At 71.5% G+C, this 21,779-nt stretch carries 21 protein-coding genes; 16 read left to right on the forward strand and 5 right to left on the reverse strand.

The genetic code is table 11. The annotated features are described in order from the left end of the window. Nucleotides 1-43 precede the first annotated feature (43 nt). The 3 genes from AMK18_RS12050 to AMK18_RS12060 are packed head-to-tail and all read right to left on the reverse strand — an operon-like array spanning nucleotide 44 to nucleotide 3,875. Nucleotides 44-907, reverse strand: a complete 864-nt coding sequence (locus AMK18_RS12050; RefSeq protein ID WP_198956982.1) for a DUF1206 domain-containing protein — start codon at nucleotides 905-907, stop codon at nucleotides 44-46. A 33-nt stretch (nucleotides 908-940) separates the two neighbouring features. Next, on the reverse strand, nucleotides 941-2,551 hold the full coding sequence (locus AMK18_RS12055) for an N-acyl-D-amino-acid deacylase family protein (RefSeq protein ID WP_073862772.1): 1,611 nt from the start codon (nucleotides 2,549-2,551) through the stop codon (nucleotides 941-943). Nucleotides 2,552-2,585: 34 nt separating this feature from the next. Then, entirely contained in the window at nucleotides 2,586-3,875 is a 1,290-nt protein-coding gene (locus tag AMK18_RS12060; RefSeq protein WP_073862773.1) for an amino acid deaminase, read from the reverse strand. A 148-nt stretch (nucleotides 3,876-4,023) separates the two neighbouring features. Between AMK18_RS12060 and AMK18_RS12065 the strand changes: the two genes are divergently transcribed. The 4 genes from AMK18_RS12065 (at nucleotide 4,024) to AMK18_RS12080 (ending at nucleotide 7,995) form a co-directional block, all read left to right on the forward strand. Further along, entirely contained in the window at nucleotides 4,024-5,241 is a 1,218-nt protein-coding gene (locus AMK18_RS12065; RefSeq protein WP_073862774.1) for a PfkB family carbohydrate kinase, read from the forward strand. Beyond that, a complete protein-coding gene (locus AMK18_RS12070; protein WP_073862775.1) occupies nucleotides 5,238-5,996 on the forward strand; it encodes an IclR family transcriptional regulator in 759 nt (252 codons plus the stop codon). Before AMK18_RS12065 ends, AMK18_RS12070 begins: the two co-directional genes overlap by 4 nt. 6 nt (nucleotides 5,997-6,002) lie before the next feature. After that, nucleotides 6,003-6,413, forward strand: a complete 411-nt coding sequence (locus AMK18_RS12075) for a RidA family protein (RefSeq protein ID WP_018100981.1) — start codon at nucleotides 6,003-6,005, stop codon at nucleotides 6,411-6,413. 106 nt (nucleotides 6,414-6,519) lie between these two features. After that, complete coding sequence (locus tag AMK18_RS12080) at nucleotides 6,520-7,995, forward strand: GntP family permease (RefSeq protein ID WP_018100980.1); 1,476 nt, start codon at nucleotides 6,520-6,522, stop codon at nucleotides 7,993-7,995. A 15-nt stretch (nucleotides 7,996-8,010) separates the two neighbouring features. Here AMK18_RS12080 and AMK18_RS12085 read toward each other — a convergent pair whose 3' ends face one another. After that, on the reverse strand, nucleotides 8,011-10,185 hold the full coding sequence (locus AMK18_RS12085) for a serine/threonine protein kinase (RefSeq protein WP_073862776.1): 2,175 nt from the start codon (nucleotides 10,183-10,185) through the stop codon (nucleotides 8,011-8,013). Between the two features lie 191 nt (nucleotides 10,186-10,376). Then, the gene (locus tag AMK18_RS12090; RefSeq protein WP_324604574.1) at nucleotides 10,377-12,107 is read right to left on the reverse strand and encodes a chitinase; all 1,731 of its coding nucleotides are present in this window, start codon (nucleotides 12,105-12,107) and stop codon (nucleotides 10,377-10,379) included. Between the two features lie 330 nt (nucleotides 12,108-12,437). Here AMK18_RS12090 and AMK18_RS12095 point away from each other — a divergent pair, with 330 nt between their 5' ends. The 12 genes from AMK18_RS12095 to AMK18_RS12150 all read left to right on the forward strand — a co-directional run bounded on the left by AMK18_RS12095 (nucleotide 12,438) and on the right by AMK18_RS12150 (nucleotide 21,739). Continuing rightward, nucleotides 12,438-13,274: a hypothetical protein gene (locus AMK18_RS12095; RefSeq protein ID WP_073862777.1), complete on the forward strand. Its 837-nt coding sequence runs from the start codon at nucleotides 12,438-12,440 to the stop codon at nucleotides 13,272-13,274. A 66-nt stretch (nucleotides 13,275-13,340) separates the two neighbouring features. After that, nucleotides 13,341-14,054, forward strand: a complete 714-nt coding sequence (gene cpaB / locus AMK18_RS12100; protein ID WP_018100977.1) for a Flp pilus assembly protein CpaB — start codon at nucleotides 13,341-13,343, stop codon at nucleotides 14,052-14,054. A 7-nt stretch (nucleotides 14,055-14,061) separates the two neighbouring features. Beyond that, complete coding sequence (locus AMK18_RS12105) at nucleotides 14,062-15,309, forward strand: AAA family ATPase (RefSeq protein WP_073862778.1); 1,248 nt, start codon at nucleotides 14,062-14,064, stop codon at nucleotides 15,307-15,309. Between the two features lie 23 nt (nucleotides 15,310-15,332). After that, nucleotides 15,333-15,743, forward strand: coding sequence for a TadE/TadG family type IV pilus assembly protein (locus tag AMK18_RS12110; RefSeq protein WP_198956983.1), 411 nt, complete (start codon nucleotides 15,333-15,335; stop codon nucleotides 15,741-15,743). Next, entirely contained in the window at nucleotides 15,737-16,105 is a 369-nt protein-coding gene (locus AMK18_RS12115; protein WP_073862780.1) for a TadE/TadG family type IV pilus assembly protein, read from the forward strand. The genes AMK18_RS12110 and AMK18_RS12115 overlap by 7 nt, the downstream gene beginning before the upstream one ends. 45 nt (nucleotides 16,106-16,150) lie before the next feature. After that, entirely contained in the window at nucleotides 16,151-17,491 is a 1,341-nt protein-coding gene (locus AMK18_RS12120; protein ID WP_018100973.1) for a CpaF family protein, read from the forward strand. A 31-nt stretch (nucleotides 17,492-17,522) separates the two neighbouring features. Continuing rightward, nucleotides 17,523-18,461: a type II secretion system F family protein gene (locus AMK18_RS12125; protein WP_073862781.1), complete on the forward strand. Its 939-nt coding sequence runs from the start codon at nucleotides 17,523-17,525 to the stop codon at nucleotides 18,459-18,461. A gap of 19 nt (nucleotides 18,462-18,480) precedes the next feature. Further along, nucleotides 18,481-19,368 (forward strand): DUF5936 domain-containing protein, encoded by an 888-nt coding sequence (locus tag AMK18_RS12130; RefSeq protein ID WP_073862782.1) that lies wholly within the window; start codon nucleotides 18,481-18,483, stop codon nucleotides 19,366-19,368. Between the two features lie 206 nt (nucleotides 19,369-19,574). Further along, nucleotides 19,575-19,823 (forward strand): hypothetical protein, encoded by a 249-nt coding sequence (locus AMK18_RS12135; protein ID WP_374215665.1) that lies wholly within the window; start codon nucleotides 19,575-19,577, stop codon nucleotides 19,821-19,823. Continuing rightward, nucleotides 19,820-20,479 (forward strand): pilus assembly protein TadG-related protein, encoded by a 660-nt coding sequence (locus AMK18_RS12140; protein WP_073862783.1) that lies wholly within the window; start codon nucleotides 19,820-19,822, stop codon nucleotides 20,477-20,479. The genes AMK18_RS12135 and AMK18_RS12140 overlap by 4 nt, the downstream gene beginning before the upstream one ends. A 109-nt stretch (nucleotides 20,480-20,588) precedes the next feature. Further along, nucleotides 20,589-21,116 carry a hypothetical protein gene (locus AMK18_RS12145; RefSeq protein WP_079199290.1) on the forward strand — a complete coding sequence of 176 codons (528 nt, stop codon included), beginning with the start codon at nucleotides 20,589-20,591 and terminating at the stop codon, nucleotides 21,114-21,116. After that, nucleotides 21,113-21,739, forward strand: a complete 627-nt coding sequence (locus tag AMK18_RS12150) for an OmpA family protein (protein WP_018100967.1) — start codon at nucleotides 21,113-21,115, stop codon at nucleotides 21,737-21,739. The genes AMK18_RS12145 and AMK18_RS12150 overlap by 4 nt, the downstream gene beginning before the upstream one ends. Nucleotides 21,740-21,779: the final 40 nt, after the last annotated feature.

Here is a 21,779-nt window from a genome sequence, read left to right on the forward strand (position 1 = left end):
GGCGGGGCCGCCACGGCCCCGCCCCTTCCTCGCGCCCCCTCGCTCAGAGCTTGCGCCACCGCGCGTTCGCGAGGGAGAAGAGACCGAAGGCGACCAGGCCGACGGCTATGAGGCCCAGCAGCCACGGGCCCGCCGGGGTGGCGCTGAAGGAGCGCAGGGTGTCGTCCATGCCCTTGGCCTCACCGGACCGCGCCTTCACCGCCGCCGACACCGCGAAACCTCCCGCGACCGCGAAGACGAGGCCCCGGCTGACGCCGCCGAAGATCCCGGTGGTGTCCACAGCCCGCCGCTCGACGGGCGACATGGCGTCCATCCGCAGGTGCTTGTGGAACTTCCGGAGCGCCGCACGCCCCGCGATCCACAGGCCCGCACAGGCGATGCCCACCCCGGCCGCGCCCACCAGCCAGCGGCCGCCCGGCAGATCGAGCACCCGGGCCGTGACGTCCTGGGAGCGGGCGTCGCCCTTGCCGCTGCCGCTGCCCTTGTCACCGGCCGCGAACGACAGCACCGAGTAGGAGACGAAGCCGTAGAAGACGGCCCGTCCGCCGGAGGCCAGCCGCTTGGTCGCCTTCTGCCCGTCCGGGCCCGCCGCGCCGAACGCCGCCTCGGACAGCCGCCACAGGGCCATGCCCGCGAGCGCGATGCCCAGGACCCACAGCAGCACATGGCCGAAGGGCTTCTGTGCGATCTCCGTGAGAGCCCCGCCCCGGTCCGCCTGCTTCCCGCCGCCGCCCTTGCCGTTGCTGTCGCCGCCGTTGAACGCGATCCGCAGGGCGAGGAGGCCGACCAGGAAGTAGATGACCCCACGTGCCACGAACCCGGCACGGCCGGCCGTCTCGACGGCTGTGCTGTTTCCCGCCTGCCGGGCTTTGCCTTGGCCCTTCGAGGCTGTCGCAGAGATATTCATGACAGCCGGTTGCCCTGGCGGCGGCCGGAGAAACTACGCCGCGTTGCCCGCCGAGCGCACCGCGCGGCCCGCCAGCACCTGGGTGCGCCTGCCGTCCTCGATGACGAAGCGGCCGTCGATCAGCACGTGCGGGATGCCCACCGGCAGGGTGCGCGGCGCCTCGAACGTCGAGCCCGCCGCCACCGTCGCCGGGTCGAAGAGCACCAGGTCGGCGCGGTAGCCCTCGCGGACGAGACCCCGGTCGGGGAGCCGCAGCCGGGCCGCCGGGCGGGCGGTGAGATGGGCGACGCACTCCTCCAGGGAGAGGATGCCGAGCTCGCGCGCGTAGTGGCCCAGATAGTGGGGAAAGGTGCCGTACGCACGGGGGTGCGGCTTGTCGCCCTGGAGGATGCCGTCGCTGCCGCCCGTGTGCACCCGGTGGCGCATGATCTGCCGGACGTTCTCCTCGTGTCCGACGTGCTGGAGGATCGTCGTCCCGAGCCGGTCCACCACCAGCAGCCGCCGCGCGGTCACCCAGGGCTCCTCGCCCCGCAGCGCCGCCGACTCGGCCACCGTACGCCCGACGTATCCGGCGAGGGCGGGGGTGCCGGTGCCGGAGATCTCGATGGTGTCCCACTCGATCGGCACCCCGTGGCAGCCGTCCGACCCCGTGATCTCCAGGTCGTGGCGGATGCGGGCGGCCGTGTCCGCGTCGGCCAGCCGGGCCAGGACCGCCTCCGGGCCGCCCTCGCTCGCCCAGCTGGGGAGCATCGCGACGAGGGTCGTGCAGCCGGGGGTGTACGGGTAGGTGTCGAGGGAGATGTCGGCGCCGGTGTCCAGCGCGTCGTCCAGGAGGGCGAGGAGGTCGGGGGCGCGGCCCTCGTTGACCCCGAAGTTCATGGTCGCGTGGGCCAGATGCAGGGAGCAGCCCGCGCTGCGGGTGAGCCGCACCATCTCCTCGTACGCCTCCAGGGCGCCCGCCCCGTACGAGCGGTGGTGCGGGCAGTAGTAGCCGTTGTGGGCGGCCACCACCCGGCACAGCTCGGTGAGTTCGGCGTCGTCCGCGTACATGCCGGGGGTGTAGGTGAGGCCCGAGGACATGCCGACCGCGCCCTCGCGCATGCCCTGGTCCACGAGCTGCCGCATCCGGTCCAGCTCGGCGTCGGTCGCGGGGCGGTCGTCCCAGCCCACCGCGTACATCCGGACCGTGCCCTGCGGGATGAGATAGGCGGCGTTGACCGCGATGCCCTGGCGGTCGAGGCGGTCCAGGTAGCCGCCGACGGTCCGCCAGTCGAAGTCGATGTCCTCGCCGCCGCCGTTCCACCCGGAGATGGAGCGGCGGACCTGGGCGAGCGTGCGGTCGTCCACGGGGGCGTACGACAGGCCGTCCTGGCCCAGGACCTCCAGGGTCACGCCCTGGGCGGCCTTCGCGCTGTGGTCCGGGTCGCGGAGCAGTGCGAGGTCGCTGTGGGCGTGCATGTCGATGAAGCCGGGGGAGAGGGCGAGGCCGTCGGCGTCCAGGATGCGGGTCCCGGTGGGGCGGGGGCCGGGGGAGTCCTCGCGGTGGATCTCCGCGATGCGCCCGTCGGTGACGGCCACGTCGGCGCGGTAGGAGGGGGTGGCGGTGCCGTCGATGACGGTCGCGTCGCGGATGACGAGGTCCATGCGGCCTGGCCTTTCTCGGAGTGCTTGGCCCGGATCAGAAGAACGTGCGGACGAAGTCCGTGACCGTGCCGTCCGCCTCCACGAGCGGGATCAGCTGCCACTTGTCGAAGCTCGTGCACGGGTGGGACAGGCCCATCCCCACCCAGTCCCCGACCTCCAGGCGCGCGCCCTCGTCCGTGCGGACCCAGGTGTGCTGGTCGGACAGGCCGGTCACGGTGATCCCCTCGGCCGGACGCACCGAGCCGTCCCGGCCCGAGCGCACCACCTGCGCCTCGGGCAGGTCCAGGTCGTAGGCCGCGTCCCGCTTGCCCGCGTTGAGGAACGCCTGCCCGGCGGACGGGCGCGACACCACCTGCGCCCACAGCCGGAACGCGGGCTGCAGCGCACCCTCCTCCGGGACGCGGTTGAACGGGGTGAGGTGGCGGTAGTGGCCGTCGTCGTGCGAGACGTACGCCCCCGAGCGCAGCAGCTTCAGTACGGGCGCGGAGAGCGCGGGGATCTCGGCGAACACGTCCGCCACCGCGTCGAACCACGCGCTGCCGCCCGCGCTGATCACGATGCGCTCGCCGGCCCCCAGCGCGCCGAAGCGGCCCGCCGCGTCGAAGTCCGCCGCCAGCGCGACGAGCCTGCGCAGCCAGGCCCGGACCCGGTCGCCGTCCGCCTCCGGCACCTCGCCCTCGTAACCGGCCACGCCGACCAGGCGGAGGGACGGCGCCTCCGCCACCGCGTCCGCCACGGCCGCGCAGTCCGCCTCGGTCCGGGCGCCGGTGCGCGCGCCCTCGCCCGCGCCCAGCTCCACGACGACGTCGACCGGGCGGGAGGCGCCCGCCGCGCGCAGGGCCTCGTCCATCAGCTCGACCCCGCGCACGGAGTCCACGTAGCAGACGAAGGCGAAGTCCGGGTCGGCGTCCAGCTCGCCCGCCAGCCAGCGCAGCGCGGCGGCGTCGACCAGCTCGTTGGCGAGGAAGATCCGGCCGATCCCGAACGCGCGGTAGACCCGGGCCTGGTGGGGAACGGCGGCCGTGATGCCCCACGCGCCGTGCTCCAGCTGGCGGGCGAAGAGCTGCGGGGACATCGACGTCTTGCCGTGCGGGGCGAACGCGAGGCCGTGGCGTTCCGCGTACGTCTCCAGGAGCGCGAGGTTGTGCTCGACCGACTCGGCGGACAGGGCGAGGACGGGGGTCGTGAACCCGCCGCCGAAGAGGTTGCGGCGCTCGGCCGCCAGGGCGCCGACCGTCAGGCCCTCGGCGTCGGGCGGGAGGCCCTTGAACCGGTGGTCGACCGGTTCGTCGGCGAGAGCGGTCACGTCGTGCGCGGCGGCCATGGGGTCTCCTCGGTCCGGGTCCGGTCATCCAGTATTGCAACATGTGCAACAACCATTGCGTATATCGCTCAGGGCTGTCTAACATCCGAGCCGACGCCCGGTCAATGGTGAGTGCCGGTGCCGCCGCCCGACTGCTGAGGAGCCCCGCGTGTCCGGAACGACGCCCGCCGATGTCGTGTGCCTCGGTGAGTCCATGGTGACGTTCCTGCCCTCACGGCCCGGGCGCCTCGCCGACGTGCCCTCCTTCGACCGGGGCATCGGCGGCGCCGAGTCCAACGTCGCCTGCGCGCTGGCGGCGGCCGGGCACCGGGCGGCGTGGGTGAGCCGGGTCGGGGCGGACGGCTTCGGCGACCACCTCGTGGAGGCGGTCGCCGCGTACGGGGTGGACACGTCCTTCGTACGGCGCGATCCCGCGCGGCCGACCGGGATCTACTTCCGTACGGCCACGGACCGGGCCACGGATGTCCACGAGGTGGCGTACTACCGGGCCGGATCCGCGGCCTCCGCGATGTCGCCGTCCACCGTGCCGTGCGACGCGCTGCCCGCCGGGCGGATCCTGCACCTGTCCGGCATCACCGCCGCGCTGTCGGCGGACTGCCTGGCGCTGCTCCACGAGCTGACCGCTCCGCGGGTGGGGCGGCCCCTGATCTCCTTCGACGTGAACTACCGGCCGGGGCTGTGGCGGGGGGAGTCGGCCGGGGTGCTGCTCGATCTCGCGCGGCGGGCGGATGTGGTGTTCGTGGGGGAGGACGAGGCGGAGGAGGCGTGGGGGGTCGTGGGGGCCGCGGCGATCCGGGAGGCGTTGCCGGAGCCGGGGGTGGTGGTGGTGAAGCGCGGCGCCGACGGCGTGACGGTGTTCTCTCACCCCACCCCGCCCCTTCCCGAACCGGGGGCGTTGCCCCCGGACCCCCAGTCCTCAATCGCCGGACGGGCTGAATTTCAGCCGGTCCGCGCCGAATCCGAGCCCCTCAGCGGCGACATTCAGCCCCTCCGGCGTTCGAGGAGCGGGGTCCGGGGCGGAGCCCCGGTTCGGGAAGGGGCGGGGCGGGGAGAGGCCCCGCGCAGCGGCCAGGACACCGTCACCCACGTCCCCGCCCTCCGCGTCGACGTCGTCGCCCCCGTCGGCGCCGGCGACGCCTTCGCCGCCGGGTTCCTCTCGGGCACGCTGCGGGGACTCTCCGCGCGGGAGCGCGCCAGGCACGGGCATCTCATGGCCGCCGCCGTCCTCACCGTCCCCGGCGACCTCACCGCGCCCCCCGCCCGCGAGCACGCCGACCGGCTCGCGGCACTGGACGACGACGCGTGGGGGAGACTGCGTCTCGGCCCCGGGTGGACGGGGGACGACACGGAGGTACGTACGCCATGAGCCAGACCGTCGACCGCGCGCTGAGCATCCTGCCGCTCCTCGCCCAGGGGCCCGCCGACCTCGGACAGGTCGCCGACCGGCTCGGCGTCCACAAGTCCACCGCGCTGCGCCTGCTCCGTACGCTCCACGAGCACGGGCTCGTCTACCGGCAGCAGGACCAGCGCTACCGCCTCGGCGCCCGGCTGTTCGCGCTCGCGCAGGAGGCCGTCGAGAACCTCGACGTACGGGAGATCGCCCACCCGCACCTCGTGGAGCTGAACGAGCAGTGCGGGCACACCGTCCACCTCGCCGTGTACGAGGAGAACGAGGTCCTCTACATCGACAAGGTCGAGAGCCGCTACCCGGTCCGGATGTACTCGCGGATCGGCAAGCCCGTCGCGATCACCGTCGCCGCCGTGGCCAAGCTGCTGCTCGCCGACCTGAGCGAGGCCGAGCGGCGGGCCATCGCCGACAAGCTCGACTACCCCATGTACACGTCCCGTTCGACGCCCGGCGCCGCCGCGTTCCTCAAGGAGCTCGCCGCCGTACGCGAACAGGGCTGGGCCACCGACCTCGGCGGCCACGAGGAGTCCATCAACTGCGTCGGCGCCCCGATCCGCGGCGCCGACGGGCGCGTCGTCGCCGCGATGTCGGTCTCCGCGCCGAACGTGGTCGTCACGGGCGAGGAACTCCTCACCCTGCTCCCCCTGGTCCGTCGGACCGCCGACACCATCAGCCGGGAGTACTCCGGCAGCAACCGACCCAAGAAAGTCTGATCAGCGATGACCGACAAGACCGCGCTCACCCCCAGCACCCACACCACCCCGCCCGCGAAGTTCTCGCACGGCGTGCGCAAGGGCAACATCCTCCAGGTCGCCGGCCAGGTCGGCTTCCTGCCCGCCGTCGAGGGCCAGGCGCCCACCCCGGCGGGCCCCACCCTGCGCGAGCAGACCCTCCAGACCTTCGCCAACGTCAAGGCGATCCTGGAGGAGGGCGGCGCGAGCTGGGACGACGTGATGATGATGCGCGTCTATCTCACGGACGTGGACCACTTCGCCGAGATGAACGAGATCTACAACGCGTACTTCGCCGAGCAGAACCTCAAGGAGGCCCCGGCCGCGCGCACCACGGTCTACGTCGGACTCCCGAAGGGCCTCCTCATCGAGATCGACGCCCTCGCCGTCCTGGGCTGAGCCATCCCCGTAAACCCCGCCCTTCCGGGCACGGCGCCGCGCGAGACGGCGGCGCCGTGCCGCGGTCCCCCCTGCCCAAGAACATGGACCAACAACGGAGTTACCCATGCAGCTCGCCGCAGGCCCCACCCCGCCCGAGACGCCACCCCACACCGGTGGACTCCTCCTCCTCATCGATGGCACCGCCGGTCTGCTGACCGTCGCCGTCCTCGGTATCGCGCTCCTCCTCTTCCTGATCATCAAGGTCAGGCTCCAGCCGTTCGTCGCGCTGCTCGCGGTCTCCATAGCCGTCGGCCTGGGTGCGGGACTCTCGGTGACCGAACTCTTCGGCACCGTGCAGAAGTCCGCCGCCGTCTCCGTCATCGAATCCGGCATGGGCGGCATCCTCGGCCATGTCGCGATCATCATCGGCCTCGGCACGATGCTCGGCGCGATCCTGGAGGTCTCCGGCGGCGCCGAGGTGCTGAGCGCCCGGCTGCTGCGGCTCTTCGGTGAGAAGCGCGCCCCGCTCGCGATGGGCCTGACCGGCCTGATCTTCGGCATCCCGGTCTTCTTCGACGTCGGCATCTTCGTCCTCGCGCCGATCGTCTACGCCGCCGCCAAGCGGTCCGGCAAATCGATCCTGCTCTACTCCATGCCGCTGCTCGCGGGGCTCTCCATGACCCACGCGTTCCTGCCCCCGCACCCCGGCCCGGTCGCCGCCGCGGGGCTGTTCCACGTCTCGCTCGGCTGGGTCATCCTGATGGGCGCCCTCGTCGGCATCCCGTCCGTGCTCGCCGCCTGGGGCTACGCCGCCTGGATCGGCAAGCGGATCTTCGTGGACGTCCCGCAGGACATGGTGGAGGCCGCCGAGGAGGCGAAGGCCGCCGTCGTCGCCGAGCAGCGGGCCGCCGGGGTCACCCCGCGCGAGGAGCCGGTCGCGCTCTCCACCGTGCTCGCCATCATCGGCACCCCGCTGATCCTGATCCTCGCCGCCACGTTCTCCTCGATCGCGATGGACCCCTCGACGGGCCGCTCGGTCATCGAGTTCTTCGGGAACCCCTTCGTCGCCCTGACAATCGCGCTGCTCCTCGCGTACTACCTGCTCGGCATCCGGCGCGGCTGGTCCCGCAAGTCCCTGGAATCCGTGTCCACTTCCTCGCTGAAGCCGGTCGGGAACATCCTGCTTGTCGTCGGCGCGGGCGGCATCTTCGGTGCCGTGCTCAAGGGCAGCGGCATCGCGGACGCGCTCGCCGACACCTTCAACGACGTCGGCCTGCCCGTCATCCTGCTCGCCTGGCTGATCTCGGCCGTGCTGCGGATCGCCCAGGGCTCGGCGACCGTCGCCATCGTCACCACCGCCGGCATCGTGGTCCCGCTCGTGGAGAACCAGGGCTTCTCGCAGGCCCACCTCGCACTGATCATCATGGCCATCTCGGCCGGTTCGATCATCGCCTCGCACGTCAACGACGGCGGCTTCTGGATGGTGTCGAAGTACTTCGGCATCTCCGAACGCGACACCCTGAAGTCCTGGACCGTGCTCGAAACCGTCCTGTCGGTCGCCGGGTTCGTCGTCGCCGCGCTGCTCAGCCTGGTGATCTAGCCGTACGCCGGTGCTTCAGGCGGCCGAGGCGCAGATGATGCTGCGGCCCTGGTTGACCTGCCAGTACCAGAACCGCTCGCCGGGCCCCGCCGGACAGGTCCAGTTCTGGCCCTGCTTCGGGGCCCGGTAGAAGCCGGTGATCCGCAGGATCGACTGACCCGCCTTGGGCACCTTCGAGGCGTTGCACTTCCACACCACCGTCAGGTCCGCGTTGGTCTCCCCGTTCACCTTCGCCGGGAAGCACTGGCCCGCCTTGTACACCCGGTCCAGGCACAGCGTCCGTGTGATCCCGTCGTCGCCCGACCGGCTCCACCAGGTGAAACCCGCCCCCGTGTCGCAGGAACCGGATGCGCCGGTGCGGGTGCTCACCTGGTTGACGTGCATGTACGCGTTCGAGGCGGCGCACTTCACCCGGATCGGGCGGCTCGCGCTCATGTGGTCGTAGCCGTCGTTGTAGACGTCGAGGCAGTCGCCCGCGCGCACGGCGGCGAAGGCGCGGTCGGTGGAGTCCATGGTGGGCGTGGGGGTGGGTGTAGGTGTCGGGGTGGGGGTCGGTGTCGGGTCTTCGGTGACTGTGTCGTCGGAGTCGGTGTCGGTGTCGCTGTCCGTCGAGCCTCCGCCGCTGCTCGACGTGTCCGTGTCCGTGTCGGCGGTCGTGCGGTCGTCGGAGTGCGTGTCGAGGTCGCCGCCCGAGGTGACGGAGCCGGACCCGCTGTCGCCCGTCTTCTCCCACGGCTGCCAGGTCAGCAGCCCCGCCACGGCCACCAGCGCGAGCAGCCAGCCCAGGGCGGCGCCGCCGGAGGACGACGAGCGGGGGCGCGGGCCCGCCGGGACGGGGGCCGGGGCGGGCGAGGCGGTCCGGGCCCGGGCCGCCCGCTGGGCGCGCTCGTGGTCGGCGCGGGCCCGGGCCGCCCGCTCCTGCTCCGCGCGCTCCCGGTCGGCCCGTTCCTGGGCGGCCCGCACCCGCGCCACGCGCTCGGCCTCCAGGCGGGCGGCCTCGCGGCGGGCGGATTCGCGGCGGGCGGCCTCCGCGCGCTCACGTTCCTCCCGCTCGGCCCGCACCCGGGCCACCCGCTCCGCCTCCTCGCGCTCCGACTGCTCCCGCTCCGCGCGCTGCCGTTCGGCCAGCTGGGCGAGGGCCGCCATCTCGCGGCGGGTGCGGTCGCGGTCGGCCCGGGCCTGCCGCTGCGGCGAATACACCAGCGTCGGGGGCGGCTTCGGCACCGCGCGCGTCCGCTGCGTCACCGTCGGGGCGTGCGACGGGCCACCCGGGGGCCGGCCACCCGCCCATTCCAGGCCCTGGTCCGCGTACGCGTCGATCAGCGCCGTCCAGCGCGGCGGCAGCCAGCGCGTGCCGCTCGTCGTCATCGGCAGCCCGGCCTGCTGCTCCCGGAAGCGGGCCAGCAGCTCGGCGGGGGTCGGACGGTGCCGGGGCTGCACGGTCAGGCACGGCCGGATCGTCGCGACCAGCTCCTTGGGCAGCCCGGTCAGATCGAGCTCGCCGCGCTGCACCCGGGCCAGCAGCCGCAGCGTGTCGCCGTCCGCGCGGTAGGGCGCCCGGCCGGTGGCCAGCAGGAAGAGCGTGGCGCCCAGCGAGTACACGTCGGACGCGGCGGTGGACTCCTCGCCGCGCGCCTGCTCCGGCGAGGTGAAGGCGATCGTGCCCAGCGTGAGGCCCGTCAGGGTGAGGTCGCTGGCGTGCGAGATGCCGAAGTCGATGACCCGGGGCCCGTCCAGCGGCAGCAGCACGTTCTGCGGCTTCACGTCGCGGTGGACGATCCCCACCCCGTGCAGGGTGACCAGGGCCTGGGCGGTGCCGGCCGCGATCCAGCGTACGGCCGAGGCGGGCAGCACCCCGCAGGAGCGGACCAGTTCGGAGAGCGGGGGCGCGGCGATGTAGTCGATGGCCATCCAGGGCCGCTCGGCGTCCGGATCGGCGTCCCGTACGCGGGCGGTGTAGGCGCTGTCCACCCGCTGGGCGACCGCCACCTCCCGGGCGAAGCGCCGCCGGTCCGTGTCGGCGACCCGGCCCTCCGCGAGGAGCGTCTTCACGGCGACGAGGTCCCGGCCGCCGGCCCGGGCCAGATAGATCCGGCCCATGCCCCCGGACGCCAGCCGCCCGAGCAGCCGGTACGGCCCGAGCGTGACCGGATCGTCCCCGCCCAGCGCTTCGATCCGCGCCCCGGCCATGTCACTCCCCCTGTCGCCCAGCACCGCGCCCACCACGGTGCCACGTCCGGACGCGGACAGCCATGAGGTGGCACAACTCCCCTACAGGACTGTTGCGTTACCGGTATCGAAGCCGTGGCCCGCGGGTGCTGTCCGGACACGCAGCAGCGCCGCCGGGGGAGCGGCGGCGCTGCTGGTCATGGGGATGTGGTTTACGGGAGGCCGTGGACGTGCGGGCCGACCGCGTTCGACCAGGCGTTGCCGGCCGTCGCGTCCCAGTTGGTCGACCAGGTCATCGCGCCGCGCAGACCCGGGTAGGTCTTCGACGGCTTGAAGCTGCCGCAGCTGGTGCCCTTGGCCAGGCAGTCCAGCGCCGCGTTCACGACCGACGGGGCGACGTAGCCGCTGCCCGCGCCCCGGGTGGAGGCGGGGACGCCGAGGCCGACCTGCGACGGGTCGAGGCCGCCCTCCAGCTGGATGCAGGCGAGCGCGGTGAGGAAGTCCACCGAGCCCTGCGAGTAGACCTTGCCGTCGCAGCCGAGCATCGAACCGCTGTTGTAGTACTGCATGTTGACGACGGTCAGGATGTCCTTGATGTTGAGCGCCGTCTTGAAGTACTCGCCCGCGGTGGACTGCATGTCGATGGTCTGCGGGGCCATCGTGATGACGAGGCCGGAGCCCGCCTTCTGCGACAGCGAACGCAGCGCCTTCGTCATGTACGTGGAGTTGAGGCCGTTCTCCAGGTCGATGTCGACGCCGTTGAAGCCGTACTCCTGGATGAGGGAGTAGAGCGAGTTGGCGAAGTTGGTCGCGGACGCGTCGCTGTTGACCGAGACCGAGCCCTTCTCGCCGCCGACCGAGATGATGACGTTCTTGCCGGCCGCCTGCTTCGCCTTGATGTCGGCCTTGAACTGGTCGACGGTGTAGCCGTTCAGGCCCGCCGAGTCCAGGTTGAAGGTGACGGCGCCGGGCGTGGTCGTGGCGTCGGCGAAGGAGACCGCGATGATGTCGTAGTTCGCGGGCACGTCGCTGAGCTTCTGGACGGTCGCGCCGTTGTTGAAGTTCTGCCAGTAGCCGGTCACCGCGTGCTTCGGCACGGAGGTGCCCGGGTTCGGGTTGGTGGACCCGGACTTGGCGGTGCGGCCGCTGACGGTCGCCGACTTCACGGACTCACCGGCCGCGTTGGTGGCGGTCACCGCGAACTGGTAGGCGGTGTCGGCCGCGAGACCGGTGACCGTCGCCGAGGTTCCGGAGGCGGTGGTGGCCTTCACGCCGTCCTTGTAGACGGTGTAGCCGGTCGCGCCGGACACCGCGTTCCAGGACAGGTCGACCGAGGACGACGTGGTCGAGCCGACCGCGAGCCCGGCCGGGGCGCCGGGGATCGACGGGCCGGGGTCGGTGCCGCCGCCCCCGTCGGGGCCGGTCACCGAGAAGTCGTCCACGAGGTAGGCCGCCTGGCCGTACCAGCCGTGCGTGTACACGGTGACGGACGTGGTGTTCGCGCCGGTCGTGAAGCTGGTCTTCAGCTGCGTCCAGTCGGAGGAGCCGGGCGTCCACGTGGAGACGTCGGTGGTTCCGGTGCCGCTGGCGCCCAGGTACGCGTAACCGCCCTGGACCCAGGAGCTCAGCTGGTACGTGGAGTTGGGCTTCACGGCCACGGTCTGCGAGCACTTGGCGTTGTCCTGGCCGGCCGGGGTGGCCTTCAGGGCGGAGGTGCCGCCGTGCACGGGGGAGGAGACGGTGGTGCCGGAGTTGCCGGTACACGTCCAGTTGGCGAGGCCCGATTCGAAGCCGGCGTTCTTGGCGACGTTGACGTCGGCGGCCTCGGCGCTGGTCACGAGCCCGGTGAGGGTCAGGGCGCCGGCCGCGACGACGGCCACGGCGGAGCCGAGGACCGGGCGGGTACGGCGTCTTCTGCGGCTCGGGGCGGGGGAACGATCCACTTGCTGCCTCCGGGGGGAGTCGGGGATGGCGGGGGGCGGCACGGGGGGTGCCGGGGTGTGGAATCGAGGAACGGTGGCCACCGCTGGCCGATAAACTGGTCCAGACCAATCAAGTTGTCAAGACCTCTGGCGGTCTCCGGTCCCCCCGAAGGCACCGATGACCTCATCGCCCGTGCTCCGCGGGCTTCTTGAAAGTGTTCTCTGTCCTGCCGTACGTGGATAAAGTGCTCAGGCGGGAGCATCCGAGCGGAAGCACCCGGCGGGAGCGAGTGCGGCCGGCGGTACGCGGCGGCCCGAGGAACGGGGAGCGGCGTGCCGACAGCCATAGCAGTGACCGGTCCCGGCCTCGTGCTGCCCCCGCAGGACCGCCAGACGCCCCCGGCGGTCGTCCTGCGCGGACCCGCCGAACAGTCCCTGGACCAGGCCCTGGAGGACATGCAGCGCCTCCTGGAACAGCACGGACACGTCATCGCCGTCTACCCGGCCGGCATCTCCGCCGCGCACGAACGCCGGCTGCACACCGTCCGCGCGGTCCTGGAGAGCGACCGGATCGCCCTGCTCAAATCGGACCTGCCGCCGCTCGGCGTGGCCGTACTGGTGCGCCAGTTACGGCAGTTGTCCGTCTGCGACTTCAGCGCCGGAGTGATCGCCTCCGCCGCGCGGCTCCTGTCCCACTACGTGCACGCGGGCGCCCTCCTCCACTCCGTGACCCGGCTCGACCGGGTGCCCGTCAGCCTCAAGTCGCACGCCAAGTCCTGGGTGCCCGGCGCCCAGTTCGGCGTGCTCGCCAACCCGGAACCCCAGCTGGTCAGGGCCGGTACGGGGGAGCTGTCCGGCCCCCGCTTCGCCACGCACCTCCTGGTCGCCCGGGGGCAGTCCCCGTCCGAGTGGGTGACCGGGACGCTGGCCCGGGCCTGGCAGGTCCAGGCGGTGCACGAGGCCGTCCTGCCCGACGAGTCCCCCGGCTGGTGGGGCACCCCGAAGATGATCGAGTTCGCGGCCTATCTGCCCGACATCTCACTGATCTACCAACTGGTCTCCTCGGTGCGCAGAGAGGTCTGTACCTGGTGCGGAAACGAACTCATCGGCGACCGCTGCGGGCTGTGCAACGCCCCGTTGAACCCGCCCGAGGACCGCACGCGCGGCCCCGCCGCGCTGAACCCCTGACGTCCCCGTACCGCCCCGCTCCGTACCGACCACCGGCCCACATACCCCAACGAGGTCGCTCCGCCCATGAATTCACGGCAACGCCGCGGCGTCATCCTGCTCGTCCTGTCGGTCCTGTGCGCCCTCGCCGCCTTCGCCGGTGTGCTGTGGGTGATCGGTGACGTGAACGCGAAGGTGGGCCCCGAGGTGACCGCGTACCGGGTGAAGACCACCATCGCGCCTTACAAGCCGCTGGAATCAAGCCAGTTCGAGAAGATCTCGATGCCCGAGCGGTGGCTCTCCAAGAGCGCCGTCACCGACCTCTCCGCCCTCCGCGGCAAGATCGCCGTCACCGAACTGCACCCGGGCTCCCTGCTCCAGGAAGACATGCTGGTCGACCGCCCGAAGCTGAAGAGCGGGCAGCAGGAGATCGCCATCATGATCGATGCCGCGACCGGTGTCGCCGGCAAGATCAGGCCCGGCAACCTCGTCAACATCTACGCCACCTTCGCCGGCCGCACCGACAAGGAGAAGCCCACCTCGCGCGTCATCGTGGCCAATGCGCACGTCATCGACGTCGGCCGGCTCACCTCCCTCGAACCCAAGCCGGAGGACCGCGGCGACGGCCCCACCGAGGCCGTGCCGATCACCTTCGCCCTGGACACCGACGACGCCCAGCGCGTCGCCTACGCGGAGTCCTTCGCCGAACACGTACGCCTCGCCCTGCTCCCCGCCGACAGCCCGACCACCCTGCGCCCGGGCGAGGGCAGCTACGACCTCGACGAAGACAAGAACAAGTGAGGACCGGATGAGCACACGCATCCTCCCGGCCGTCGGTGACGCCGACGCCGCCCGCGCCGTCTCCGGGCTCCTCGGCCAGCTCCCCGACGCCGAGCCGGCCGCCCCGCTCGGCGACTCGACCTCACTGCTCGACACCCTCGCCCGGCTCGCCGCCGAATCCCTGGACGAGCTCCCCGAGGTCGTCCTCGTGCACGAACGGATCGGCCCGGTCCCGGCCCTGGAGCTGATCCGGGAAGTGGCCCTGCGCTTCCCGGCCGTCGGCGTCGTCCTCGTCACCGCCGACACCAGCCCCGGGCTCTACTCCGCCGCCATGGACTCCGGCGCCCGCGGACTGGTCGGCCTGCCCCTCTCGTACGAGGAGCTGGCGCAGCGCGTCCAGGCCGCCTCCGGCTGGTCCGTCGGCGTTCGCCGCCACCTCGGCTCCGGGGCCGAGCTGCACACCGGACCCGCCGGCACCGTCGTCACCGTCAGCGGCGCGAAGGGCGGCGTCGGCACCACGGTCACCGCCGTCCAGCTCGCCCTGGCCGCCGCCGCCTCCGGGCACACCGTCGCGCTGGCGGACCTGGACCTCCAGTCGGGGGACGTCGCCTCCTACCTCGACGTGCAGTTCCGCCGGTCCGTGGTGGACCTCGCCACCATCCAGGACATCTCGCCCCGGGTCCTCCAGGACGCCCTGTACAACCACGAGTCCGGCGTCGCCCTGCTGCTGGCCCCGGCCGACGGCGAGCGCGGCGAGGACGTCACCGACCGCGTCGTACGCCAGACCGTCAGCGCCCTGCGCCACCGCTACGAGGTCGTCGTCATCGACTGCGGTACGTACATGAACTCGGCCAACGCCGCGGCCGTCGAGATGGCCGACCGGACCGTCCTCGTCACCACCCCGGACGTGATCACCGTCCGGGCCGCCAAGCGCATGGTCCGGCTCTGGGACCGGCTCCAGGTCCGCAAGGCCGAGGAGACCATCACCCTCGTCAACCGCCACACCCGCCACACGGAGATCCAGCCCGCGCTGATCGAGAAGATCACCGCCACCAAGGTCGCCCGGACCGCCGTCCCCGCCAACTTCAAGGAGCTCCAGGCCGTCGTGGACGCCGGACGCCTCCAGGACCTGGACGCCAAGTCCACCGTGAAACAAGCTCTTTGGGGGCTGGCCGCAGACCTCGGTCTGGTCAAGAACGCGGAAGCGGCCGCCCGAGCGGGCAGGCTCAAGGGAGACCGCGGCACGTCGGGCGGCCGGCGGGCGCGGGCGAAATGACCACCGAGGGGGAGTGCCGTGCCATGAACCTCTTACGCGCAGACGTGCGCCGTGACGCCCGCTCCCGCTCCGACCGGGGCCAGACCGCCATCGAGTTCGTCGGCACCCTGCCCCTGATCCTGCTCACCCTCGCCCTGCTCTGGCAGGCGGGGCTCGTCTGCTACACGTACATCCTGGCGGGGAACGCCGCCGACAAGGCCGTCCGGGCCGCCGCCGTCGCGGAGGGCGACCCGGGCGCGGCCTGCGCGCGGGCGGTCCGCGAGGACGTCCCCGGCGGCTGGAGCGCCCACGTGGTCAACTGCGGCGGCGACGGCGAGCTGGTCACCGCGACCGTGCGCATAGACGTACCCCTGCTGTTCCCCGGGGCGTTCAGCGTGCCCATGCACGCCACGGGCGAGGCCAAGGCCAGGAACGAACGGCGGAACACATGGTGACCCGCCGCCGTCCCGGCTCCCGGCAGCGCGGGCAGGCCGCCGTCGAGTACGTGGGCGTGCTCACCCTGCTCCTCGTCGTCGCGCTGGCCGTGGTCCAGCTCGGCCTCGCCGTGTACGCGGCCCAGCAGGCGGGTACGGCCGCGCGGGCGGCGGCCCGGGTGGCGTCGACCGAGGGCCGGCAGGGCCGGGCGGGGGCGGTGGCCCGGGAGTCCATGAGCGGCTGGCTCGCGGACGGGGCGACCGTCAGCACCGGGGCCGGCGCGGAGTCGGTCACCGTGACCGTGCGGGTTTCCGTCCCCGCCCTGCTGCCGATGTTCTCCTTCGGCTCCGTCGAGAAGAGCGCCACCATGCCGAGCGACTGACCCGGAACCGACCGTGCGGCCACAGGAAACGAGGGAGTCGATCACATGAGCCTGCGGGCACGCATCACCAGCCCCGAACCCGTGAACGGGATGAGCGAGGAGAGCCGGCTCGTCGGCGCCTACCGCGCCAAACTGCTGGAGGAGATCGACCTCGCCGAGATGTCCGCCCTCCCGGCGGCCGACCGCAGGGCCCGGCTCGAACGCGTCCTCGGCCACATCATCAGCCGCGAGGGCCCCGTCCTGTCCTCCGTGGAGCGCTCACAGCTCATCCGCCGGGTCGTGGACGAGGCGCTGGGCCTCGGCATCCTCGAACCGCTCCTGGAGGACGCCTCCATCAGCGAGATCATGGTCAACGGCCCCGAACAGGTCTACGTGGAGCGCGGCGGCCGCCTCGAACTCCTGCCGATGCGCTTCTCCTCGCACGACCAGCTGATGCAGACCATCGAGCGCATCGTCTCCACGGTCAACCGCCGGGTGGACGAGTCGAATCCGATGGTCGACGCCCGGCTGCCCTCAGGCGAGCGCGTCAACGTGGTCATCCCGCCGCTCTCCCTGTCCGGGCCGATCCTCACCATCCGGCGCTTCCCCCGCGCCTTCACGCTCCAGGAGATGATCGCGCTCGGCTCGCTGGACGAGCACATGCTGCTCCTGCTCGCCGGGTTCGTCCGCGCCAAGTTCAACGTGATCGTCTCCGGCGCTACCGGCACCGGCAAGACGACGCTGCTCAACGCGCTCTCCGGGCTGATCCCCGACGGCGAGCGCATCGTCACCATCGAGGACTCCGCCGAGCTCCGGCTCCAGCAGTCGCACGTCATCACGCTGGAGAGCCGCCCGCCCAACGTCGAGGGCAAGGGCCGGGTCACCATCCGCGACCTCGTCCGCAACTCCCTGCGCATGCGGCCCGACCGCATCATCGTCGGCGAGGTCCGGGGCGGCGAGACCCTCGACATGCTCCAGGCCATGTCCACCGGCCACGACGGGTCCCTCGCCACCGTCCACGCCAACAGCGCGGAGGACGCGCTGATGCGGCTCCAGACCCTCAGCTCCATGTCCGAGGTCGAGATCCCGTTCGCCGCGATCCACGACCAGATCAACAGCGCCGTCGACGTCATCATCCAGCTGACCCGGCACGGCGACGGCTCCCGCCGCGTCACGGAGATCGCCGTCGTGGACTCGTACGGCCGCGAGGACTACCGCATCGTCTCCGTCTGCCGCTTCGACGCCCTCCCGATGGCGGCGGACGGGCGTGTGTACGGGCAGTTCGCGTACTTCCCCGTGCCCCGCCGGGTCGCGGACCGCTTCTACATGGCGAACGAGACCGTCCCCCCGGCGTTCGGGGTCGCCCATACGGACGAGCAACTGCTGACCCGTACGCCGACTGCCTGACCCCCTCACCCCCTGGAAGGCGCTTCCCGACATGGACAACCTGCCGCTCCTGACGGTCGGCGTGACCCTGCTCGCCTGTGTGCTCGCCGTCGTCGGCCTGCGTGTCTTCGCCTCCGGCAGGGAACAGCAGCGGGCGCTCATCGACCGCCTGTCCCGGACCGGCCCCCCGGCGATCGAGGGGCGCGCCCGGCGCTTCCGGTCGATCGACCGCAGGCTGCGGCGGACCGGCCTCGGCAAGCGGATCGAGCGGAAGCTCGCGGTCACCGGGCTCGACCTCACGCCCGGCGAGTACGCGGTGTACGTCGTCGCCGCCCTACTCGCGCTCTACTTCGTCACCGCGGCCGTGTTCGCCTCGTTCTTCGGGCTCCTCGCCGTCCTCATCGGCGCGTGGGGCGGCAACGCCTTCCTCAACTGGCAGCGCGCCAAACGCACCGAGGCGTTCATCAGCCAGCTCCCCGAACTCACCCGCGTCCTCGCCAACGCCACCCAGGCCGGGCTCGCCCTGCGCACCGCGATCTCCATGGCCGTCGAGGAGCTGGACGACCCCGCCCACGAGGAACTGCGGCGCGTCGCCGACCGCCTGGCGATCGGGCACTCCCTGGACGACGCCCTCAACGAACTCGTGGAACGGCTGCCCTCCCGCGAGCTGACGGTCCTCGTATCGACGCTCATCCTCTCCAACCGGGCGGGCGGCACCATCGTCTCCTCGCTGCGCAACCTCACCAACACGCTGGAGGAGCGCAAGGAGACCCGGCGCGAGGTCACCACCCTCCTCTCCCAGGTGAAGGTCACCGCCGTCGCCGTCCCCGTCCTCGGGCTGCTGTTCCTGCTCCTCATCAACACCATGCGGGGCGGCGCACTGGACGACATGGCCGCCGCGACCCCCGGCCGCATCGCGATCGTCGTCGCCGCCGGGCTCTACGGCCTCGGCTTCTTCCTGATCAACCGCCTGACGCGCGTCCGCATCTGAGGGCCGGAAGGAGACACACATGGAGATCCTGCTCGCCGCCGTCATGGGACTCGCCGTCCTCGGCGCCTTCCATGGTGTCCGCATGTACCGCGCGGACGCCAAGCTCCCCGGCGACCTGGTCCTCGCCCTGGAGGTCGGTGCCAGCCGCACCAGCGCGGCCGGGTCGGCCATCGACCGCATCGGCATGCGGTACGCGCCGCGGGTCCTGTCGCTGATGGGCCCCCGGCGGGTCGACCGCATCCGCCGGAAACTCGACATGGCGGGCAACCCGCGCGGCCTGACCGTCGACCGCTACGCCGCCCGGCGCGCGGTCTTCGGCGGGCTCGGCATCCTGGCCGCCCTGGCGATGCTGATGAACGGGCAGGTGGTCCTGGCGATCATCCTGCTCGTCTACGGCCTCTTCTGGACGGACGTGATCATCCGGGCGGCCATCGCCCGACGCAAGGACGACATCGAGCGCACCCTGCCCGACTTCCTGGACGTCCTCGCGGTCGTCGTCTCGGCCGGACTGGGCTTCCGGCAGGCGCTGGAGCGGGTCTCGGAGAAGTACACCGGTCCGTGGTCCGACGAGCTCCGCATCACCCTGCGCCAGATGGACATGGGCGTCAGCAGACGCGACGCCTTCGACCAGCTCCGCCGCCGCAACGAGTCCGAACAGGTCTCGATGTTCGTCTCCGCCCTCCAGCAGGGCGAGGAGCTGGGCGCCCCCATCGTCGACACCCTGATCCAGATCGCCAACGACATGCGCCGCACGGACGCCCAGAACGCCCGCCGCAAGGCCTCCAAGGCAGTCCCCAAGGCCACCCTGATCGTCACGAGCTTCATGCTCCCGGGCACGATCATCCTGATCGCGGTCGGCTTCTACTACGCGGCGAACGTGAACATCAATGAGATCTTCGGCAGCTGAGCACAAGTCAGCAGATCGGTCACGACGAAATGCCGCGCACCGGGGCCATTTGTGGGACATTCGGAGCTGAGCGGGCGGGAGGTGAAGGTGATGGACGTGATCGCGCCGGGCATATCCCATCAGCGGATCACCGCCGTTACTTTCATCTGCGTCGACCAACGACCGATTCCCGGTCGGTCGAAATCGGAGGGGGCACCATGACGGACATGATGCTGCAGGCTGTCGTCACCACGCGGACGTACGTCAACGGCTGGAAGAACACCGTCATGGAGGCGGTCAAACGCCGCAGCGACAAGGGCCAAGGCGCGATCGAGTATGTCGGCATCACCATCCTCGTGGTCGCGATCGTGATCGCCCTGATGAGCACGAACCTCGGGACGACGATCGCCACGAAGTTCAAGGCGAAGATCGACTCCGTTCTCAACGGTGGATCCGGCGGGGGTTCGAAGGGGTGAAGCGCGAGTCGGGGCAGGCCACACCGCTGTACATCGCAGCGGTGACGGGCCTGCTCTTCGTCGCGTTGATCTTCTTGGCGTTCGGCGAGGCCGACATCCAGCGCAACGGTGCACAGAGTGCGGCCGACGCCGCCGCGTTGGCGGCTGCCAAGGAATCGCGCGGCCTGCTCGCACCGGATCTGGAGGCCCACCTCACGGACCCCGACTACCTCGACTCCGTGTTCAACGCCGCCTTCGTCGGAGTGGCCGGCGACGCCTGCGGGAAGGCATCCGACTTCGCCGCCCGGAACAAGGCGAGCGGGGTCCGCTGCCGGCCACTGGCCGACGGCAGGTGGGGCTACAAGGTCAGCCTGAGGTCCGACAAGGGCATGAGCACGAACGTCATCCCGGGCACCGGAGGAAAGAAGGCGACAGCCGTTGCCGTGGCCGTTGTCGAACCGCGCTGCACGTTCATCCCGGACCCGGACAGCGACCCGGACGAAGATCCGAGCCCTGGCCCGAGTTCGAGTCCGGACCCGGACGCCCCGGACACGCCGGATAAGCCGATCGGCAAGGTTCGCTGTGATGGTGGCCTGGAATGGGGGATTGATCCGGAAGGAACGGAACCCATGCCCGACATGGCTGATTTCTTTTCCGTCCATCTGGCCGAAAACTGACCGATCGCGAAGTGAACGCAAAGGAACTGGAGCAATGAGTATTCGGTACGTGAGAAGCATGCGCCGAACCGGTGCCGCAGCATTGCTGATCGGGACGTTGGCTCTTTCCGTGGCGGCTTGCGGCGGGGACGACAAGGGCGACGCGGGAAACAAGGCTCCTTCGAGCTCGTCCGCGGCGCCCGAGGCCGGTGACAAGAAGCCGGCCGGGCAGGGCCCAACGGATACGGACAGCGACAAGATCCTCGCGACCGTCAAGGGCGCCATGGGCATCGACATGGTGATCCACACCGCCCAGCGTGACCAGGGTGGCTTCCTGACGCTGACGGGCGAGCTGAAGAACACCTCCGGCAGCCGCGTGGTCACGCCGGTGGAGTGGAGCGGCAAGGAGGAAGCGGTCGTCGCGACGGGCCCCTCCCTGGCGGCGATGACGCTGGTCGATTCCCAGGCGAAGAAGCGCTACTACGTGCTCCGGGACACCAACGACCGCCCCCTGACCACGACGAACTACGACTCAGGGATCGACGCAGGTGCGAGTCTGCCCTTCTTCGCGCAGTTCCCGGCACCCGCTCCGACGACCTCCGAGGTGAGCGTTCAGTTCCCAGGGTTCAGCTCGGCGACGATCGAGATCTCCGGATGACCCCCCGCCGCGTCACGACAACCCTCCTCGCCGGGGTGGTCGCCCTGGGGGGTGTCGGGGCCGTGGCCCCGGAGGCGGTTGCCGGGGACAGTCCCTATCCGTCCGCGTCCGCTGAACCCCCCGTCGAGATCGACCCCCACGACACCGACCTGAAGCTCCCCGAGGGCGCCACCCTCGCTCCGCCCAAAGTCCTCGACATCAAGTCCGTCATCGAGGACCTCGGCGGCGAGGAGCGCCGCGAGGACACCAACGCCGACATCAAGTTCGCTCTCCAGGCGGAAGTGCTCTTCGGCAAGGACAGCGCCAAGCTCAGCGGTGAGGCCAAGGGGCGGATCAACGCTATCGCCGAGGAGATCAAGCGGCAGGACGCCAAGAAGGTCAGGGTCTTCGGGTTCACCGACGACCTCGGCTCCTCCGAACACGGCGACGTGCTGTCCAAGAAGCGCGCCGAGGCCGTCCACAACGTACTGGACGAGGCGCTCGGCGGCTCCGGGATCACGTTCGAGATCCGGGGCTACGGCGAGGACTACCCGATCGCCAGCAACGACGACGAGGACGGCCGCCGCAAGAACCGCCGCGTGGAGGTCTCCTTCCAACGCGGCGAGACCGGCTCGCAGAGCTGACCGCACCGCGCGGCGACGGCACAAGGGCCGTCGCCGCGCG

The organism is Streptomyces sp. CB01249 (assembly GCF_001905735.1).
Classification (GTDB): Bacteria; Actinomycetota; Actinomycetes; order Streptomycetales; family Streptomycetaceae; genus Streptomyces.

Coding starts and splice junctions, on each gene's coding strand:
- AMK18_RS12050 (WP_198956982.1), bottom strand. CDS start 907: ATGAATATCTCTGCGACAGCCTCGAAGGGCCAAGGCAAAGCCCGGCAG.
- AMK18_RS12055 (WP_073862772.1), bottom strand. CDS start 2,551: ATGGACCTCGTCATCCGCGACGCGACCGTCATCGACGGCACCGCCACC.
- AMK18_RS12060 (WP_073862773.1), bottom strand. CDS start 3,875: ATGGCCGCCGCGCACGACGTGACCGCTCTCGCCGACGAACCGGTCGAC.
- AMK18_RS12070 (WP_073862775.1), top strand. CDS start 5,238: ATGAGCCAGACCGTCGACCGCGCGCTGAGCATCCTGCCGCTCCTCGCC.
- AMK18_RS12075 (WP_018100981.1), top strand. CDS start 6,003: ATGACCGACAAGACCGCGCTCACCCCCAGCACCCACACCACCCCGCCC.
- AMK18_RS12080 (WP_018100980.1), top strand. CDS start 6,520: ATGCAGCTCGCCGCAGGCCCCACCCCGCCCGAGACGCCACCCCACACC.
- AMK18_RS12085 (WP_073862776.1), bottom strand. CDS start 10,185: ATGGCCGGGGCGCGGATCGAAGCGCTGGGCGGGGACGATCCGGTCACG.
- cpaB (WP_018100977.1), top strand. CDS start 13,341: ATGAATTCACGGCAACGCCGCGGCGTCATCCTGCTCGTCCTGTCGGTC.
- AMK18_RS12105 (WP_073862778.1), top strand. CDS start 14,062: ATGAGCACACGCATCCTCCCGGCCGTCGGTGACGCCGACGCCGCCCGC.
- AMK18_RS12110 (WP_198956983.1), top strand. CDS start 15,333: ATGAACCTCTTACGCGCAGACGTGCGCCGTGACGCCCGCTCCCGCTCC.
- AMK18_RS12115 (WP_073862780.1), top strand. CDS start 15,737: ATGGTGACCCGCCGCCGTCCCGGCTCCCGGCAGCGCGGGCAGGCCGCC.
- AMK18_RS12120 (WP_018100973.1), top strand. CDS start 16,151: ATGAGCCTGCGGGCACGCATCACCAGCCCCGAACCCGTGAACGGGATG.
- AMK18_RS12125 (WP_073862781.1), top strand. CDS start 17,523: ATGGACAACCTGCCGCTCCTGACGGTCGGCGTGACCCTGCTCGCCTGT.
- AMK18_RS12130 (WP_073862782.1), top strand. CDS start 18,481: ATGGAGATCCTGCTCGCCGCCGTCATGGGACTCGCCGTCCTCGGCGCC.
- AMK18_RS12135 (WP_374215665.1), top strand. CDS start 19,575: ATGATGCTGCAGGCTGTCGTCACCACGCGGACGTACGTCAACGGCTGG.
- AMK18_RS12150 (WP_018100967.1), top strand. CDS start 21,113: ATGACCCCCCGCCGCGTCACGACAACCCTCCTCGCCGGGGTGGTCGCC.